The organism is Microbacterium sp. AG157 (assembly GCF_003385695.1).
GTDB classification, from domain to species: domain Bacteria; phylum Actinomycetota; class Actinomycetes; order Actinomycetales; family Microbacteriaceae; genus Microbacterium; species Microbacterium testaceum.
In genome coordinates this window covers 459,492-477,503 of the sequence record NZ_QRDK01000004.1, presented here as the reverse complement: position 1 = coordinate 477,503, position 18,012 = coordinate 459,492, and the positions used below count along the sequence as shown (strand labels likewise).

15 protein-coding genes and 1 pseudogene are annotated in these 18,012 nt (G+C 70.1%); 11 read left to right on the top strand and 5 right to left on the bottom strand.

Annotation, left to right across the window (positions count from 1 at the left end; translation table 11 throughout):
* Positions 1-127 precede the first annotated feature (127 nt).
* Positions 128-307, top strand: a pseudogene (locus tag DEU35_RS17545) (hydrolase); the annotation flags it as partial.
* Positions 288-773: a nitrilase-related carbon-nitrogen hydrolase gene (locus DEU35_RS17540; protein ID WP_309545571.1), complete on the top strand. Its 486-nt coding sequence runs from the start codon at positions 288-290 to the stop codon at positions 771-773. The pseudogene DEU35_RS17545 and the gene DEU35_RS17540, both read left to right, overlap by 20 nt.
* 289 nt (positions 774-1,062) lie before the next feature.
* On the opposite strand, the gene DEU35_RS15140 is transcribed toward DEU35_RS17540, so the two are convergent.
* Both DEU35_RS15140 and DEU35_RS15135 read right to left on the bottom strand, forming a co-directional pair.
* The gene (locus DEU35_RS15140; protein WP_116239982.1) at positions 1,063-2,331 is read right to left on the bottom strand and encodes an O-antigen ligase; all 1,269 of its coding nucleotides are present in this window, start codon (positions 2,329-2,331) and stop codon (positions 1,063-1,065) included.
* A gap of 380 nt (positions 2,332-2,711) precedes the next feature.
* Positions 2,712-3,917, bottom strand: coding sequence for an aminotransferase class I/II-fold pyridoxal phosphate-dependent enzyme (locus tag DEU35_RS15135; protein ID WP_116239981.1), 1,206 nt, complete (start codon positions 3,915-3,917; stop codon positions 2,712-2,714).
* Positions 3,918-4,065: 148 nt separating this feature from the next.
* On the opposite strand from DEU35_RS15135, the gene DEU35_RS15130 reads away from it, so the two are divergent.
* Positions 4,066-5,613, top strand: a complete 1,548-nt coding sequence (locus DEU35_RS15130) for a S1C family serine protease (RefSeq protein WP_116239980.1) — start codon at positions 4,066-4,068, stop codon at positions 5,611-5,613.
* A 73-nt stretch (positions 5,614-5,686) separates the two neighbouring features.
* Here the strand turns inward: DEU35_RS15130 and DEU35_RS15125 are convergent, their stop codons facing one another.
* A complete protein-coding gene (locus tag DEU35_RS15125; RefSeq protein ID WP_116239979.1) occupies positions 5,687-7,030 on the bottom strand; it encodes a maltokinase N-terminal cap-like domain-containing protein in 1,344 nt (447 codons plus the stop codon).
* 77 nt (positions 7,031-7,107) lie between these two features.
* Positions 7,108-8,046 carry a hypothetical protein gene (locus DEU35_RS15120; RefSeq protein WP_103208722.1) on the bottom strand — a complete coding sequence of 313 codons (939 nt, stop codon included), beginning with the start codon at positions 8,044-8,046 and terminating at the stop codon, positions 7,108-7,110.
* Between the two features lie 311 nt (positions 8,047-8,357).
* Here DEU35_RS15120 and DEU35_RS17255 point away from each other — a divergent pair, with 311 nt between their 5' ends.
* From DEU35_RS17255 to DEU35_RS15105, 3 genes are read left to right on the top strand one after another with little or no spacing between them, the layout of a single operon-like run.
* On the top strand, positions 8,358-10,385 hold the full coding sequence (locus DEU35_RS17255) for an ATP-binding cassette domain-containing protein (RefSeq protein ID WP_116239978.1): 2,028 nt from the start codon (positions 8,358-8,360) through the stop codon (positions 10,383-10,385).
* Positions 10,386-10,396: 11 nt separating this feature from the next.
* On the top strand, positions 10,397-11,923 hold the full coding sequence (locus DEU35_RS15110) for a hypothetical protein (RefSeq protein ID WP_258873572.1): 1,527 nt from the start codon (positions 10,397-10,399) through the stop codon (positions 11,921-11,923).
* A 51-nt stretch (positions 11,924-11,974) separates the two neighbouring features.
* The gene (locus tag DEU35_RS15105) at positions 11,975-12,241 is read left to right on the top strand and encodes a DUF3039 domain-containing protein (protein WP_056230575.1); all 267 of its coding nucleotides are present in this window, start codon (positions 11,975-11,977) and stop codon (positions 12,239-12,241) included.
* A gap of 121 nt (positions 12,242-12,362) precedes the next feature.
* Here the strand turns inward: DEU35_RS15105 and DEU35_RS15100 are convergent, their stop codons facing one another.
* The gene (locus DEU35_RS15100) at positions 12,363-13,688 is read right to left on the bottom strand and encodes a nicotinate phosphoribosyltransferase (RefSeq protein ID WP_116239976.1); all 1,326 of its coding nucleotides are present in this window, start codon (positions 13,686-13,688) and stop codon (positions 12,363-12,365) included.
* Positions 13,689-14,070: 382 nt separating this feature from the next.
* Here DEU35_RS15100 and murI point away from each other — a divergent pair, with 382 nt between their 5' ends.
* The 5 genes from murI (at position 14,071) to DEU35_RS15075 (ending at position 18,001) form a co-directional block, all read left to right on the top strand.
* A complete protein-coding gene (gene murI, locus DEU35_RS15095) occupies positions 14,071-14,889 on the top strand; it encodes a glutamate racemase (protein ID WP_103208730.1) in 819 nt (272 codons plus the stop codon).
* A gap of 35 nt (positions 14,890-14,924) precedes the next feature.
* Positions 14,925-15,650 carry a ribonuclease PH gene (gene rph / locus DEU35_RS15090; RefSeq protein ID WP_103208731.1) on the top strand — a complete coding sequence of 242 codons (726 nt, stop codon included), beginning with the start codon at positions 14,925-14,927 and terminating at the stop codon, positions 15,648-15,650.
* 1 nt (position 15,651) lies between these two features.
* Entirely contained in the window at positions 15,652-16,248 is a 597-nt protein-coding gene (rdgB, locus tag DEU35_RS15085) for an RdgB/HAM1 family non-canonical purine NTP pyrophosphatase (RefSeq protein ID WP_103208733.1), read from the top strand.
* Positions 16,249-16,328: 80 nt separating this feature from the next.
* Positions 16,329-17,246, top strand: coding sequence for a cation diffusion facilitator family transporter (locus DEU35_RS15080; RefSeq protein WP_116239975.1), 918 nt, complete (start codon positions 16,329-16,331; stop codon positions 17,244-17,246).
* Positions 17,247-17,299: 53 nt separating this feature from the next.
* Positions 17,300-18,001, top strand: a complete 702-nt coding sequence (locus DEU35_RS15075; protein ID WP_116239974.1) for a GNAT family N-acetyltransferase — start codon at positions 17,300-17,302, stop codon at positions 17,999-18,001.
* Positions 18,002-18,012: the final 11 nt, after the last annotated feature.

The following is an 18,012-nucleotide window of genomic DNA, read 5'->3' as shown; positions in this document are numbered from 1 at the left end:
AGTTCGCCCCGTCCGCCTCTCGCGAAGGCAACCTCGCGGACATCGCTGACCTCGCCCGTTAGCCTCCGTACGCGGAGCCAGCGTCGTTGTCTTCCCGGCGTACTTCAGCTACTTCGTCGACCCCTTCGATTCCTCGCTCGGCGAGAACGCTGAAGACCTCGACGGGCCGTTTGTGCGTGCGCGTACAGCTCTGGCAGCCGAGCTCGCCCTGTTTGTGGTTGCAGGCCTCTTCAAAATGGCGGACGACGGTCGCCGAGTACGGAACACCGTTGTGGCGGTAGAAGCCGATGGCGTTCGATCTGCGTATCGGAAGCTGCATCTGTACGACGCGTTTGCACAGCGTAAGGCCGATTGGGTGGAGCCAGGGGAGATTGCCCCGCCTCAGGTGTTCGAGGTGCGGGGGCCTGCGGTTCGGTCTGATGACGTGTCACGACCTGCGGTTGCCCGAGGTGTCGCGAACGCTGGCCGGCTTGGGAGTCGACGTGGCGCTGGTTCCGGTCGAATGGGTACGTGGTGCGCTGGAGGAGCACCACTGGAGAACGCTATTGGCAGCCAGGGCGATCGAGAACACGTTCTTCGTGGCCGCCGCTGATCATCCGCCGCCGCTCGGGGTGGGGCAGTCAGTGATTATCGACCCGCAGGGCGTCACGCTGGCTCAGGTGGGCACTGCGATTGACGTGACGGTGGCGCAGGTCGATCCGGCCGCAATCGCGCGTGTGCGACGTGTGAATCCCGCGCTGGAGCTGCGGCGATTTCGGGTCACGCCCCGCTGATTCGGTGGCAGCTTGCACGGCGTCCTGGTGTTGGCTTTGCCAACTTCCGGACCGGTCACCGCATGCGACAACATAGGGTCCGACTTGCCGTGCGACATGGCGCGCCAAGCCCCTGCTAGCTCCGCGCCTCGACCAGGCCGGTCAGCCCGGCCACGCCAGCGTCACGCGCGTATCTGTCGGTGTTCTGCTCGCACGAACCCTGGAGGACTGCTCCCACACCGCCTCGAGGAGGCACGCGGCGATGTCTGGGACGGCAGCCGTGTCGCGGTGCTCCATCCGACGTAAGCGGTCAGCCGAACCGGTCGGGGTGCTTTCGGGGTGTCTGCGCCGGCAATTGCGCGCTTGCAACCATGACGCTGCGACGGTGCACAGCTGCTCGACGGGGTGGGGATGCTGCGGTCGGCATTGGTGGGCCCGGTCTGATCGCGAGCGCCGCGAACACGAGCGTCAAGGGGGCGAGCGCATACCAACTCATAAAGTCGAACGACAGTCCCATGCCCAGTAGCCCGATCCAGCCGGGCAAGTAACGCCGGCTGGATCGGATAGTCACGCCGACCAGGAGAGAGATGACCAGCGCTAATCCGACGAGCCCGCCCTGCGCCAAGAAGCTCACGTACTGATTGTCAATCGTGAAAAAACCGTCGTTGTAGAAGTAGCCCGATGTGTAAAGGTTGCGGACGTCATACCCGCTGCCGAGGAGCGCTTGCGGCGCGTCTCGGTCGAAAGCAAGTGAGGGAATTGCCGCGATTGAGTTGAGCCGGTGCCCGGCATTTCGCTGGTCGAACTCCTGCTCGAACACCGTAGCTGGGGCTCCGCTGGCAAATACGAGTAGTACGGCAGCCGTCGCAGACAGGATGGCGAAGGTCACGCCAGCAGCTGTCGCGCGATTCACGAACCAATAGAGGACGATTAGCGCAGCGATGACGGCTGAGGACGCGCTCCCCGTGAGGAGCACGCCAACGACGAACATACTTGCCAGCACCATCCTCATCGCGGCGTGCGATCGCCGCGCGCACACAAACCCGAGCGCGACGAGAAGCACGAAGCTGAGAGCGAGAGGGTGGGCCAGTGTTCCCTGCGCCCGGGGAGCTCCCTCGAAGAAGGGATTCTCTGGCGACAGCCGGAACGGCGTGCCGAGCAGAACCCCGGTTTCAAGGAACACCTCTCCAAAGGCGAGCAGTGTTTCGATCATGGCTATACCGAGGACAGCCTGGACGACACGGCGTTTCTCCGCGCCGGTAGCGCTGTATGCGGCCCAATAAGCGGGGATGGCGACGGTGCCGATCATCAAGGAGAAGGGGTTCGCCTCGGTGAAAACAATCGACGAGACAGTCACGATTATGTAGAAGGCGAGAAGCGTCCATATAAACGGCGGACGTTTTAGCCGTTTGGATGCCACCCCGAGGCCAGCGACCAGCGCGAGCAGAGCGATGAAGATGGGGTAGAAGCTACCTGCGGGCAGGTGCGCGGTGGCGGACGAGGGCCACAGGGTGAGGGTGCCAATCGCAATCGTCAGCGCTATACCGAGCCCACGCCGACCGTGTAGTTCATTCGTCACGGGACACGCGCGCTCGCTGGTGCATTGCCTTTTCTAACCCCGCATTCGCGCCGACGAATCCCACGGCCGTGGCCAGTAGTAGAGGGACGTATACGTCAACGCGGGAGATCGCCCCGGCGAGGACCACAATTGTGGCCAATACACCCGCGAACACGCCGGCCGTCTGCCGAGCCCCTGACCTCATGAGGCTAAACGTACAGGACGGGTCAGCGCATCACTCCGGCAAACGCTGCGGGGCGGAGCAAGGAGCGTAATCGCCTCGTCCAGACGTCGGCGGCGCCCACAGACGTGCGCCACTGGTCAGCCTTGGTGGACTGACACTGCTGAGAAGGCAATCAAATCGTCCCTCCGGCTCATTCGCCGCGTTCCGCGAACCCGCCTCAGTTGATCGACATCCCCGCCAACCGCCCCGCCGCGTCCTCCAGCACCTCCACCCGCTTGCACGCGGCGAACCGCACGAACGTCGCGTACTCGCCGCGGTGCGCGGGCGTGACGAAAGCGGTGAGCGGAATGCCGACCACACCGGCGCGGGCGGGCAGCTCGCGGCAGAACGCGTCGGCGTCGGTGGCGCCGAGCGGGGCGGCATCCACCACCGTGAAGTACGACCCCGCAGGGGTCGAGACGTCGAAACCGGCGGCGCGCAGACCGGTGCCCAACAGGGCGGCCTTGGCGGCCATCTCCGACGCGACCGAGGCGAAGAAGGCGTCGGGCAGGCGAAGCCCGACCGCGATCGCCGGCTGGAAGGGGGAGCCGCCCACGTAGGTGAGGTACTGCTTGACGGCGAGCACGACCGACACGAGGTCGGCGGGGCCGGTGACCCATCCGGTCTTCCAGCCCGTGAGCGAAAATGTCTTGCCGCCCGACGAGATCGACACCGTGCGCTCGAAAGCTCCGGGCAGGGTGGCGATCGGCACGTGCGGTCCGTCGAACACCAGGTGCTCGTACACCTCGTCGGTGACGATGATCGCGTCGTGCTGGTGGGCCAGGCGCACCACCTCGTCGAGCACCTCGCGCGAGAAGACCGTGCCGGTCGGGTTGTGCGGGTCGTTCACGAGGATGACGCGTGTGCGATCGGTGACGGCGGATGCCAGCTGCTCGAGGTCGGGCTGGAAGTCGGGCCACCGCAGGGGCACCGTCACGAGTTTCGCACCCGAGAGGGCCACGCAGGCCGCGTACGAGTCGTAGTACGGCTCGAACACCACCACCTCGTCGTCGGGGGAGTCCACGAGCGCCAGCAGGGTCGCGGCGAGCGCCTCGGTCGCCCCGACTGTCACGAGCACCTCGCGCTGCGGGTCGAGCTCGATCCCGTAGAAGCGCTGTTGGTGCTCGGCGACGGCGGCGAGCAGGTCGGGAAATCCGCGCCCCGGCGCGTACTGGTTGATCCCCGACGAGATCGCCGAGCGGGCGGCATCCCGCACCGCTTCCGGCCCGTCCTCGTCGGGAAAGCCCTGGCCGAGGTTCAGGGCTCCGGTCGCGGTGGCGAGGGCGCTCATCTCGGCGAAGATCGTGGGAACCGACGAGCCGTCGGGCGCGAGCAGACCCGCGCCTCGAGCGGTGCGCTGCCAAGCGCCGGGGATGTGTCGCATGGATCCAGGATGCCGCACCCTCGTGCAGCGCAAGCGGGAATGCCACGCGGGTCTCTCCTGCTAGACCCATAGAGACGGCCCACGCCCGTCATAGGTGGTCCACAGGATCGGTGGTCATCGTAGAAGCACCTGGAACAAGGAGCACCCCATGAGCGACACCACGGACAACCGTCCCGACGGCAACGACAACAGCCACCTGAACACCTCGGCCGCGAACGGCGCCGTTCCCGCGTCGCCGCAGCCCGAGTCCACCACCCCCGCCGCGCAGCGCTACGACGCACCGCCGGTGCCCACCCGCTCGCCGGCCTCGGCCGCCGCGGCCTGGCCGCCGCCCGCGGCGGGTGCCGCGCCCCACGCCGGAGCCGCGCCCCAGCAGCCCGGTTACGCCTCGGCCCCCTCGGGCGCCACCTCGCCGACCGGCCAGGCCTTCGGCCCCGCCGCGACCGACGCGCACCCCACGCTCGCGATGCCGTCCTCGGCATCCACCGCTCCCCGCAAGAAGGGTTCCGCGCCTCGGATCGCCGCCCTGCTGGTCGCGGCCGCCCTCGTCGGCGGTGGTGCGGGCCTCGGCGGCACCTACGCCGGCCTCACTCTCTGGGGCGGGTCGAACTCGTCCGTCGCCTCGGGACCGCAGGCCATCACGGTCAACAACCCCGACAGCGTCAACAACACCTCCGCGGTCGCCGCGAAGGTCGTCCCCAGCGTCGTGACCATCAGCGCCACGGCCGGGCAGTCGGGCGGCACCGGTTCGGGCGTCATCCTCAGCCAGGACGGCTACGTGCTCACCAACACGCACGTGGTCACCCTCGACGGCCAGAGCGGCAGCGCGAAGATTTCGGTCACCACCTCCGACGGCAAGGTCTACGCGGCCAAGGTCGTCGGCACCGACCCCACCTACGACCTCGCGGTCATCAAGCTCGACAACGCCTCGGGCCTGACCCCGATCGAGTGGGCCGACTCGTCGAAGCTCAACGTCGGCGACAACACCATCGCCGTCGGCGCCCCGCTCGACCTGCCGAACACGGTCACCACGGGTATCGTCAGCGCGCTGAACCGTTCGATCCAGGTCGCGTCCTCGGCCGCCCCGAGCGACGGATCCGACCAGCAGCAGCAGGAGCCCGGCCAGGAGAGCCCGTTCCGCTTCGACTTCGGTCAGGGTCAGCGGCAGCAGTCGACCAACCAGACCATCAAGATCGCGGTCATCCAGACCGACGCGGCCATCAACCCCGGCAACTCCGGTGGCGCCCTCGTCGACAACCAGGGCAAGCTGATCGGCATCAACGTCGCCATTGCGAGCGCCGGCGGATCCTCGTCGGGCGGACAGTCCGGCAACATCGGTGTCGGCTTCTCGATCCCCTCCGACATCGCCAAGCGCGTCTCGCAGGAGATCATCGACAACGGCTCCGCCTCGCACGGTCTGCTGGGCGCTTCGGTTCAGGATGCCGCCTCCATCCAGGGAGCGACCACGACCGGTGCCTACATCGCCGACGTCTCGAGCGGCGGCGCCGCACAGGCCGCAGGGCTCCAGAAGGGGGACGTGATCACCAAGTTCAACGGCATCCCGATCACGAACTCCATCGACCTGACCGCTCAGGTGCGCGCTCTCGCCGCCGGCAGCAAGGCCGAGGTCACCTACAACCGCGGAAGCCAGGAGAAGACGGCCGAGGTCACCCTGGGCTCCATGCCCACGAGCTGACCCGCTCACCAGAACGAAGAACGCCACCCCGCCCGATCAGGCGGGGTGGCGTTCTTCGTCGTGACGGGTCTCGTCAGCTCAAGGGCGCGAGTCGCCCGATCGCCGCGAGGGGGATGCCCACCCAGTCCGGACGGTTGCGCGTTTCGTAGATGGCCTCGTAGACGGCCTTGTCGAGCTCGAAGGCCTTCAGCAGCGGGTCGTCGTCGGTGCGGGGACGGCCGGTCGTGTCGGCGTACCCGTCGAGGAAGGCCTGCTGCGCCGCGATGACCCACGCGCGCACGGCAGCGCCGTCGTCATCGGCGACAGCACCCGAGACGTAGTCGAACGAGCGCAGCATGCCGGCGACATCGCGCACGGCGACATCGGGCTGCAGGCGCTCGGTGATCGGGCGGAGCGGCTCACCCTCGAAGTCGAGCAGCACCCAGCCGTTCGAGGGGGTGTCGAGCACCTGGCCGAGGTGCAGATCGCCGTGAACCCGCTGCAGGTCCGGCCACGGCGTCTCGAGAGCACGTTCGTAGACCCGGTGGATCTGCTCCGCGTACGGCGCCAGCTGGGGGACCTCCATGAGCGCGATGGCGAGGCGGCGCTCCCACGCGTTGTTCACCGACGATCGGTCGGCGGCGCTCGGCGCGAGCGTCGAGAAGCGCTCGGCCAGAGCCACGTGCATGCCCGCGACGCTCGCTCCGAGCGCGTAAGCGCGCTGCGAGAAGTCCTCGCCGGCCGCGGCGGCGTCGAGGGCGACCCGCCAGGCGTCTTCGACGCCCTCGAAGAACTCCTGCGCGAAGGCGAGCGAACCGCCTACCGGAATACCCTCGAGCGTCATCCAGACTCCGCGCACCTCGCCGATGGCTCCGGGCACGAAAGCGGCCCCGCCGGCCGCCAAGGCCGACTGGAGCTCGACGTCGGGATTGATCCCCGGGTTCACCTGTCGGAACAGTTTGCAGATGACGGGAACACCCGCCTCGTCGTCGTCGGGACGGTAGATGATCGAGGTGTTCGACTGCTCACCGCTCAGCACGCGAGCGGTCATCCGCGAGGCCAGCGGACGCCGGTCGGCCGCCCCGAGGGGAATGCCGCGGAACCCGTCTTCGTCCGTCCCCGCTTCGCCGCCCGCCGTGACCAGCGCGTACAGCGCATCGGTGAAGGCGGGGTCTGTCGTGGCATCCGTCCACACTCGTCCCTCATCGGCCGGACCGATCAGACTCCCCGGGGGGACCGAGCCCTCCGCCCTGCGCGCAACGGGCACCTGATAGACGATCGCCGGCTGCACGGCGTCGTCGCGAACCAACAGCAGGCGCGCATCGGCGTCATCGATCGGCCAGTCGGCCACCGGAGTCAGCAGCGGATCGCGGCCCTTCGTTCCGTACCAGCGCTGACGCGGCATCCAGACAGCGAGAAGTTCGAGGAGGTCGCCCATGCGGTGAGGCTAACGCGCCGACGCGTCATCGGCGCAGGTCTTGCGCACGCACCCGTGTCGATGAGAGAAGAGAAGACTCAGGATGCCGCCGCCTCGTCGTCACCGCTCGCCTCGAGCTCCGACGCGTCCGTGCGGCGCGTGCGACGGGGGAGGGCCTTTCGAGCGGCCGAGCCGGTGCGGCGCCCCGCTCCCACGAGGGCCCCGCCTGCGCGGCGCACCCCGGCGAACGCGGTGCGCTCGAGACGCTCCGCACCCGGCTGGGGCTCGAGATCGGCGGGCAGCGCGCGCGGGGGAGCGCCGAAGGCACGGCGGGCGTTGACGAGCACGCGGCGGCCCAGCAGGTGGTTGCCCGCCCCACCCACCACGGCGCCGACGCCGAAGGGGAGGGCTTTGCCGATCCACGAGGCGCCGCCGCGCGTGGCGAACTGGCGCACGAACGTCGTCTTGAGGCGGTCGACGAGAGGACCGATCATCGCGCGCGGCAGCGTCTTCGTCACCATCTCACCCCAGTAGGTGGAGCGCGACACTCCGCGGCCAGCGGCCTGAGACGCCAGTTGCGAGACGAGGTCGATGCCTTCTTTACCCAGCATGAGGGCCAGGACCAGCGCGCGACCGCGGTCGGGGTCTTCGACGACGACGCCGTGCACCTCGGCGACCGACTGGGCGTAGAGCGCGGTCGCCTCGAGGAAGCCGACCGTCTCGACGCCGCTCAGGGCCAGCGTGACGCCCGTGCCGATCCCGGGCACGACGGCGGTGGCGCCCACGGCGGCTCCGCCGGTGGTGACGGCCGCGAGATAGCGGCGCTCGAGGATCTTCAGGATGTCGTCGACGGTGGCATCCGGATGCCGAAGACGAATGCTGCGCAGGTGCGCGAGCACGACGGGGCGCTGGACCGACAGCACACGATCGAGCATGCGGATGGTGCGCGGGTGCTCCTCCGAGCCCACCGGGGGGAGACCGCCCTTCCAGGGGGCATCGTCGGGCAGGGTGTGGATGCGGTGCACCTTCTCAGCCATGCCTCCATCCTCACCCGTTCGGCGAGCCGGGCGGGGGTGCTTGACGGCAGGGTGCGGACGCCGACTCCCGGGCGCGGGGTTGCGCGAGGCGCCGGAGCGGTCTCCCGAGGTCGCCGAAGCGCCGTGCGTCGGCGCCTCACGCGAGGGGGCGAGCGTGCGGCGTGCGGATGCGCGCCCGGGATGCCGGAGAGGACGGCCGTCGTTCGGATGAGATGTCTCGCGCGGGTCCACCGTCCCCCTGTTGTCTGTGAGTGTGTGCGGCGCGCGACCAGGCGTCGGTCGGTGTCGGAGGGGGTTGGTAGTTTGGTGTGATGACAGCGTCGCTGCCGGTGCCCCCCGAAAAGTCCTCCGCAGATACCGAGGGCGCGTCGGCGAGCGCCGAAGCCTCGGCGTCGCCTCCGCCCACGCCCCGCACGCCGCGGGCGACCACGCCCCGCGCACCGCGTCGACCGACCGCGGCGACCGCGAGCGGCGAAGAGGAAGCCGGCTCGGCCGAGGCGCCGAAGCCGGCTCCCAAGCCGCGCGCTCCGCGAACGACCGCCGCCCGTGCTGCCTCGGGCTCGGGGACGACAGCCCGCACGCCCGCGGCGAAGAAGCCCGCTGCGCCGAAGAAACCGGCCGCGCCCCGCGCCACGGCGGCATCCAAGGCTGCGGGGTCGACGGCTGCGAAGCCGGCGGCCGCGAAGCCCGCTGCGCCCAAGAAACCCGCGACTCCCCGGAAGCCCGCGGCTCCACGCCAGACGGCGGCCGCGAAGGCGGCGGCGGCGAAGGCCGAGACGCCGGCCGTCGAGACGCCGCAGGCTGCGGCCATCGCGGGTGCGCCGAGCGCCGGCATCCCGCCTCTGCTGCCCGACGACATCGTCGTGCCGCCGCGCCCGCCTCTGCCCGTGGCGGACGGGTCGGAAGAGGGCGGTCACGAAAAGACCGCGGATGAGCCTCCGGTCGCTGCGGACGGCATCGACGCGCGGGGTGACCTCGAGCCCGAGACTCCCGCTGCTCCGTCTGGGGCGGATGCCACGTCGGGTGAGGCCTCCGCCGAGGAGCTGCCCGCGTCCGCGGCTTCTGCTGCGCAGACCGTGGGCGATCCGACTCCCGCCGACGTCGCGGTCGAGCAACCGGCGACCCGCACGCCAGAGGAGCCGGAGCAGGACGAGTCGTCGACTTCGCTCGCCGTGTCGCCCCCGGTCGAGGTCGTCACCGAGACCCCTCTCGAGCATGACGTTCCCGCCGGCACCGGCCCCGCCGACCCCTCGCCCTCCGTCATCGACGGCGGGAGCGAGACCGAAGACCCGACTCCCGCTGACGTGCGCGTCGACGAGATCGCACCCGAATCCGCGGAGTCCGAGTCCGAGTCCGTCGATGCTCCTGCGTCGCCCGACATGCCCGAGACCGCCGTTTTCGAGGCGACTCCGGCCGCCGAGAACGAAGAGACCCCCGTGGTCGACGCGGCCACGGCCGATCTCGCGCCCCCCATCGAGCCGGACGAGTCCACCACCCCGGTCGACGGCGCCCTCGTGCCCGCCGTGGTCGGGGCGGAAGCCGCCGCCGACGTGCACACGGCATCCGACGACGAAACCGCCGTCCCGGCGTTGGCCCTGCGCACGATCACGAAGAGCTTCGGCGAGCTGCGCGCCGTCGACGCGATCGACCTCACCGTGCCCGCGGGCGCGTTCTACGGGCTCGTCGGCCCGAACGGCGCCGGCAAGACCACGACCCTGTCGATCATCGCGGGGCTCCTGCGTCCCGATCGCGGCACCGTGACGATCAACGGCGTCGACGCGGCCAAGCGTGCGCGCGAAGCCAAGAAGCTCATCGGCGTGCTGCCCGACCGGCTGCGCACCTTCGACCGGCTCACCGGCCGTCAGCTGTTGTCGTACTACGGGGCGCTGCGCGGACTCCCGGCGGCGCTCGTCGAGAGCCGCACCGCCGACCTCGCCCGGGCCTTCGACCTCGTCGAGGCGCTGTCGCGACCGGTCTCGGACTACTCGGCCGGTATGACCAAGAAGGTCATGCTCGCGGGCGCCATGATCCACTCCCCGCGTCTGCTCGTGCTCGACGAGCCGTTCGAGGCCGTCGACCCCGTGTCGAGCGGCGTGATCCTCGACATCCTGAGCACCTACGTCGAGCACGGGGGCACCGTCATCCTCTCGAGCCACGGCATGGAACTCGTCGAGCGCGTCTGCTCCCGCGTGGCCGTCATCGTGTCGGGGCAGGTGCTCGCCGAGGGCACCGTCGACGAGGTGCGCGGCGAAGGAACGCTCGAGGAGCGCTTCCGGGAGCTGTCCGGTGGGCTCGGCGACGTGGAGGGCCTCGAGTGGTTGCACACGTTCTCCGCCTGAGACTCGCGATGATGCTCGGCGCCCTCCGGGGCGACCGGCGCGAAGTACTCCGGCGCGCCATCGGCATCGTCATCCTGATCGCCGCCACCGTCGTAGCTGCCCGCAGCGCGGCCGGTCTCGCGGATGCCAGCCCCCTCACCACGGCCGTCGTCACCGTCCTCGCGGGATCGGCGGTGACCCTCGGCTTCGCGGTCGGTCCTCCCGTGACCGCCTCGATCGACCCCCTCGACCCGCGACGTTTCGCCGTCGTCGGTCCCGAGCCCCGGCCCCTGGCCGCAGCGCTGCTCCTCGCCGGATTCCTCAGCGTGCCGGTGCTGGTGGTTCTCGTTCTCGGGGTCAGCCTGGCCATCGCGTGGGGCGCGCACGGCGCCTCGACCTGGGCGAGCGTGGCATCCGTCGTCCTGGGCCTCGCCACCTGCGTGCTGTTCGCTCGCGTGAGCATGGCGCTCGGCGCCCTCGTGCAGAGGCCTCGACAGTCGCGTGAACTCGTCGGCGTGTACCTGATCGCGGTGCTCGTCGTCGTCGTGCCGGTGGGTGTCTTCCTCGGTTCGCTCGAGTGGCGGGGCGTCGTGCCCTCGCAGCTCGCCTCGGCGGCCGAGGTGCTTGCGTGGACGCCGATCGGCGCCGCATGGGGCATCGCCCTGGCTCCCTCGGCCGGAGCGGCCGTCGGCAGCTTCGTCGTGGCGCTGGCCACCGTCGTCCTGCTGGCGCTCGCCTGGTTCGTGCTCGTCGACGTCCTGCTCACCACCACCCGCCGACCGGTCGCCGTGCGCGAGCGGGGAGGCCTCGGGTGGTTCGCCATCCTTCCCGGCACCCCCGGGGGAGCGGTCGCCGCCCGCAGCCTCTCGTACTGGCTGCGCGACCGCCGTTACCTCGTCAACGTCATCATCGTGCCGATCGCCGCCGTCGTCTCGACGGTGCCGCTGCTCGTCGCGGGCGTCCCGTTCGAGCTCGCCGTGCTGCTGCCGGTGCCGATCATGGCGCTGTTCTTCGGGTGGCTGCCGCACAACGACCTCGCCTACGACTCCACCGCCCTCTGGATGCACATCGCCAGCGGCGTGCGCGGTGCTCCCGACCGCATCGGGCGTCTCGTGCCCGTGCTGCTCATCGGCATCCCGATCCTCGCCGTCACGCTGCCGCTCGCCGTCGTGGCCCACGGGCGCTGGGCGATCTTCCCCGCCATGGTCGGCGTGTGCGCGGCACTGTTCCTCGCCGGTCTGGGCCTGTCGAGCATCTCGTCGGTCGTGGCGCCGTACGCGGTCTCGCGGCCGGGCGACAGCCCCTTCCAACAGCCGCAGCGCACGGGCTCTGGCGGCGTCGTGGCCCAGGGCCTCGTGATGGTCGGCGCGATCGCCGCGGCGTCGCCCGCCGCGTGGCTGACCTGGCAGGCGATCAACGGCGAGACCGTCGACACGATTATCGCCCTGTGGGTCGGCGTCGGTGCGGGAGCGATCGTGCTCGTGGCCGGTGTCGCCATCGGCGCGGCGCTGTTCGAGCGCCGCGGAACGCGCCTCATGGAGTTCGCAGAAGCGACCTGACCTCGGTCCCGGCCGACCGTTCGGGGCTGACCGCGGCTACACTGGCTCTCCATGAGCACGCCTCTCGACAGTCCCGACAGCGGGGGTCTCGCGACCCTGGATCGTGAGCTCGAAGAGCTCATCCGCGAAGAGAACATCGAGCCTGGTGACCACGAGCGCTTCTCGCATTACGTGAAGAAGGACAAGATCCTCGAGTCCGCCCTCAGCGGCAAGCCGGTTCGGGCCCTATGCGGCAAGAAGTGGACGCCCGGGCGCGACCCCGAGAAATTCCCGGTCTGCCCGCAGTGCAAAGAGATCTACGAGTCCCTCATCAACTGAGGGTCCTGGCTCCCACGTGAGGGGCCGAGAGACGTCACGCCGGCTTGCGCTCGGCGACGTCTGTCGGCCCCTCACGTGTCCGTGCGACGGACGACGCAGCGCGCGGGCCAGCCGTGCGTCGCTAGACCGCCTCGCGATACTCCGTCGGCAGCGCGGGGTCGGCCTTGCTCAACGCGAGCGCGCGAACGGGGAGCTCCTCGCGGACGCGCGAATGGTGCGCCCGAGCCGCCTGCACGCCGGCTGAGCCGAGAGCGCCGGCATCCGCCTCGCCGTTCTGCATGAGCATCGCCTGCAGGGCGCGGGCGTCGGGGTGCTCCGCCGCCGTCGAGAGCTCTTCGAACCCATCGCTGACGACGACGAGCTCCGAGGTCGCCGTGCCCGAGTCCACCGTGCGGAAGGCGGCCTTGCGCCCGCCGTGGGAGGCCTTCTGCGCGGATGCCTTGGCCACGCCCACCCACGAACCGTCGGCGGCCTCGCGCGCCACGAGCTTGAAGACGAGCCCCGCGGTCGGCACGCCCGACCCGGTCGCGACCGAGGTGCCCACGCCGTACGAGTCGACGGGGGAGGCCGCCAGAGCCGCGAGCGCGTACTCGTCGAGGTCGCTCGTGACGGTGATACGCGTGTTCGTCGCGCCCAGCTCGTCGAGGAGCGCGCGCACCTCGCCCGCGACGATCGGCAGGTCACCCGAGTCGATGCGCACCCCGCCCAGATCGGTGCCGGCGACGCGGACGGCCGTCTTCACGCCCTCGGTGATGTCGTAGGTGTCGATGAGCAGGGTCGTACCCGCGCCGAGCGCGTCGACCTGAGAGCGGAACGCGTCCTCTTCGCTGTCGTGCAGCAGCGTCCACGCGTGAGCAGCCGTGCCCATGGTCGGCACGCCCCAGCGACGGCCGGCCTCGAGATTGCTGGTCGCCGAGAAGCCGGCGATGTACGCCGCGCGGGCGGCTGCGACAGCGGCCTCCTCGCTCGCACGACGCGAACCCATCTCGGCGAGCGGCCGGTCACCCGCGGCCACGCTCATGCGGGCGGCCGCGGTGGCGACGGCGGAGTCGTAGTTCAGGATGCTGAGCGCGAGCGTCTCGAGCAGCACGGCCTCGGCGAATGTCCCCTCGATCGTGAGCAGGGGAGAGCCGGGGAAGTAGACCTCGCCCTCGCGGTAGCCCGTCACCGAGCCCGTGAACCGGTAATCGGCCAGGAAGTCGAGGGTCGTGGCATCCACCACCCGGTTGTCGCGAAGGTAACGCAGCTCGTCGTCGCCGAACCGGAAGTCCCGGATCGCTTCGAGCAGACGCCCCGTCCCCGCGACCACGCCGAACCGGCGCCCACCCGACAGGCGTCGGCCGAACACCTCGAACACGCAACGGCGCGAGGCCGTGCCGTCGCGGAGCGCCGCGTCGAGCATCGTGAGTTCGTAACGGTCGGTGTGCAGGGCGGTGCTGCGGCTCATGGCGCCAGCATATTGCGGCCCCGTGGCCGTGCCCGCGCGGACCCCCGCGCTTGACAGTCGCCTCCCGGCGTACCGAAATCCTGAACTCTCGGGGCGGATGCGAGCCATGGATGCCGTGGCACCGCGAACCGTCGGATTTCCTCAGGAGTTTCGCACGCCCCGCGCCCCCGGCCACCCGCGTCCCGGGCCACCCCCGCCCCGGCCGCCCCCGCGCCGCCCCCGCGCCGCGCCCGCGCCGCGTCGTGCGAAACTCCTGACTTTCCGACCGTGAGACGGCCGAACGGCAGCACATGGCGGCTCTTCGCCTCGTTCCTCAGGAGTTCGGTATAACGCGACGCCGCAGACCAGCCCGTCCCACCCCCTCCCGGTAGGCTGGAGCCCTATGAACGACGCGCCGATCGGGATCTTCGACTCAGGGGTCGGCGGACTCACCGTCGCCCGGGCCGTCTCTCAGCAGCTGCCGCGCGAGTCCATCCTCTACATCGGCGACACCGCCCGCTCGCCCTACGGCCCCAAGCCCATCGCCGACGTCCGCAAATACGCGCTCGAGGTGCTCGACACCCTCGTCGAACAGGGCGTGAAGATGCTCGTGATCGCGTGCAACACCGCCTCGGCCGCGATGCTCCGCGACGCGCGCGAGCGCTACGACGTCCCGGTGGTCGAGGTCATCGGCCCCGCCGTCCGCACCGCCATGTCGACCACCCGCAACGGCCGCATCGGCGTGATCGGCACCGTCGGCACGATCGGTTCGCGCGCCTACCAGGACATGCTCGAGGTCAACGAGCGCCTGACGGTGTTCGCCGAGGCGTGCCCGCGCTTCGTCGAGTTCGTCGAGGCCGGCGTCACCGACTCACCCGACGTGCTCGCCACGGCCGAACGGTACCTCGCGCCGCTCCGTCACGCCGGCGTCGACACTCTCGTGCTCGGCTGCACGCACTACCCGTTCCTCGAGGGCGCCATCAGTTACGTGATGGGCTCCGAGGTGAGCCTGGTCTCGAGCGACAGCGAGACCGCGAAAGACGTGTACCGCCAGCTCGTGTCGCGTGACCTTCTCGCGACTCCGGATGCCGTGCCCACCGCCCGCTACGAGGCCACCGGCTCATCCGCCGACGATTTCCTGCGCCTGGCTCACCGACTCATGGGCCGCGAGGTGCGCGAGGTGCAGCTCGTGCAGACCGGCGCCATCGACCTGCCGCGCTGAGTCGCGGCATCCATTCCCGTTCCTCTGGAGGACCCATGACCCGCAAAGACGGTCGCACCAACGACCAGCTCCGTCCCGTCACCATCGAGCGCGGCTGGTCGGCTCACGCCGAGGGCTCGGCCCTCGTCACGTTCGGCGGCACCAAGGTGCTGTGCACCGCGTCGTTCACGAACGGCGTTCCGCGCTGGCTGACCGGCAAGGGCAAGGGCTGGGTGACCGCGGAGTACGCGATGCTCCCGCGCGCCACGAACAGCCGCAACGACCGCGAGTCGATCAAGGGCAAGGTCGGCGGGCGCACCCACGAGATCTCGCGCCTGATCGGTCGTGCGCTTCGCGCCGTCGTCGACACCAAAGCGCTCGGCGAGAACACGATCGTGATCGACTGCGACGTGCTGCAGGCCGACGGGGGCACGCGCACCGCAGCGATCACGGGTGCGTACGTGGCCTTGGCGGATGCCATCGCCTGGGGGCGCGAGAAGAAGTTCATCGGTCAGCGGGCCGAGGTGCTGCGCGACTCGGTCGCCGCGGTCTCGGTGGGCATCATCGACGGTGAGCCCATGCTCGACCTGGCCTACGTCGAAGACGTGCGCGCCGAGACCGACATGAACGTCGTCGTCACCGGTCGGGGGCTGTTCGTCGAGGTGCAGGGCACGGCCGAGGGTGCACCGTTCGACAAGCGCGAGCTCGACCAGCTGCTCGAGCTGGGCGTGAACGGCTGCGCCGAGCTGCGCGGCATCCAGCTCGCTACGCTCGAGGGCTGACGTGTCTCGCATCGTTCTGGCCACGCACAACGCGCACAAGGTCGAGGAGTTTCAGGCGATCGTCGCCGAGGTACGTCCCGACCTCGAGGTGGTCGGCTACGACGGTCCGGAGCCGATCGAAGACGGCGTCACCTTCGCCGCGAACGCACTGATCAAGGCGCGAGCGGCGGCGGCGCACACGGGTCTGCCGGCGCTGGCCGACGACTCCGGCGTGGCCGTCGACGTGTTGGGCGGATCGCCGGGGGTCTTCTCGGCGTACTGGGCCGGGCACAAGAAGGACGCCACGGCGAATCTCGAGCTGCTGCTCGATCAGCTCTCCGATGTGGCCGACCCGCACCGTACGGCACAGTTCGTGTCGGTGATCGCGCTCGTGCATCCGGATGGCACCGAGCAGACGGTCGAGGGCCGCTGGCCCGGCCGGCTGGCGACCGCGCCGGCGGGCCCCGGTGGATTCGGCTACGACCCGATCTTCGTCCCCGACGGTCAGCCGGCCGGACAGGAGCGGACGGTCGGCGAGTGGACGGCGGCGGAGAAGAACGCCGCGTCGCACCGGGCGCGGGCGTTCCGGGAGCTGGCGCCGCTGCTTCGGGGGCTCTGAGAACGAGACCGACACCGGTTCTCATTCCCGACTGCGCCGAACCCCCGCAGCGGAGCCTGTGACCGTTCTAGCCTGGAGCTATGCACGATCACGCGCCCTCCGGTGGCATCCGGGATGCCGGCAACAGGCGCCTGCTCGCGACGGCCCTGGCGCTGACCGCCACGGTGATGGTGGTGCAGATCGTCGGAGCCATCCTCACGGGCTCGCTCGCGCTCCTCGCCGACGCCGCGCACATGTTCACCGACGCCGCGGCGCTGGTGGTCGCACTCATCGCCACCGCGATCGCCGCACGGCCCGCCGATGATCGGCGCACCTTCGGGTACCAGCGCGCAGAGGTGCTCGGCGCTCTCGCGAACGGCGTGATCCTGATCGTGCTGTGCGCGTGGGTCGGTGTCGAAGCGGTGCAGCGCCTGCTCACCCCGGCCGAGGCGGAGGTGCAGGGCGGGCTGATGCTCGTCGTCGCCACCGTCGGCATGATCGCCAACGCCATGTCGATGTTCCTGCTGTCACGCGCGCAGAAGCGCAGCATCAACGTGCGTGGCGCGTACCTCGAGGTGCTGGGAGATCTCATCGGATCGGTCGCGGTGATCGTCGCGGCCCTCGTCATCGTGACGACGGGGTTCACGCAGGCGGATGCCATCGCCTCTCTGCTGATCGCGGTACTCATCGTTCCGCGGGCCATCGGCCTGCTGCGCGAGGTCGTCGTGGTGCTGACGGAGTCGGCCCCGGTCGGGGTGCACGTGGCCGAGATCCGGGAACATCTGCGCGAGGCCGACGGGGTGGTCGACGTGCACGACGTGCACGTGTGGCAGCTCACTCGCGGCGCCCCGGTCTTCAGCGCCCACGTGATCGTCGACGATGCCGCGCTCACCGACGGCCGCGCGGCCGCGATCCTCGGCTCGCTCCAGACGTGCCTCGCCGATCATTTCGATGTCGCACACTCGACGTTCCAACTCGAGCCCGCGGGGCACGTGGAGCACGATTCGCGTCACGCGTGAGCGCGGTCGGATAGCCTTCGGGCACAGGCACCCGCATCCCCGGAAGGTTCCGTATGTTCTCCTCTCTCGTGATCGACCATTGGCTGCCGGGCTCGGCGAGCTCCCTCTCGGACGACGAGGCGATCGTCGTCGTCGATCCGAAACTGCCCGAGAATCGGTCTGTGTCGATCCTGCGCACCGGTGAGGGCGCGGTCATCGTGTCGGTGAGCCCGGAGCGGGCGGCGCAGGTCGGTGTCTCTGACGGGGAAAGGCTCTCGGCGGACGACGTCCTGCAGCGTATCGACGCGGCGGGAATCTCCCTGAACGACCCCGACCACCTCTTCTACCTTCCGATGGAGGAGCACGCGAACGTCACCGCTCCCGAGCCGGAGTCGAGCACGCGTCGACTGACGGCCGATGACGCGCACGCCTTCGCCGCTCTCGCCGCAGCAGCGCCCGAGGACGACCTCGACGAGGCTTTCGTCGAGCTCGACCACTGGCTGGTGTTCGGCACGTTCGTCGACGGCACGCTGGCGGCGGCGGCGAGCATGTATCCCTGGACGGGCACGCGACTCGCCGACCTCGGCGTCATCACGTTGCCGGAATTCCGTGGGCGCGGACTGGCGCGAGCGACGGTGCTGGCGATGGCTGCCGACGCGCTGGAGCGCGGGTACGAACCCCAGTACCGGTGCCAGCTCGACAACGCGCCGTCGGTGGCACTCGCGCTGGCATCCGGATTCCGCCGTTTCGGCGAATGGATCGTCGTCGACGACTGAACGGTCCAGGT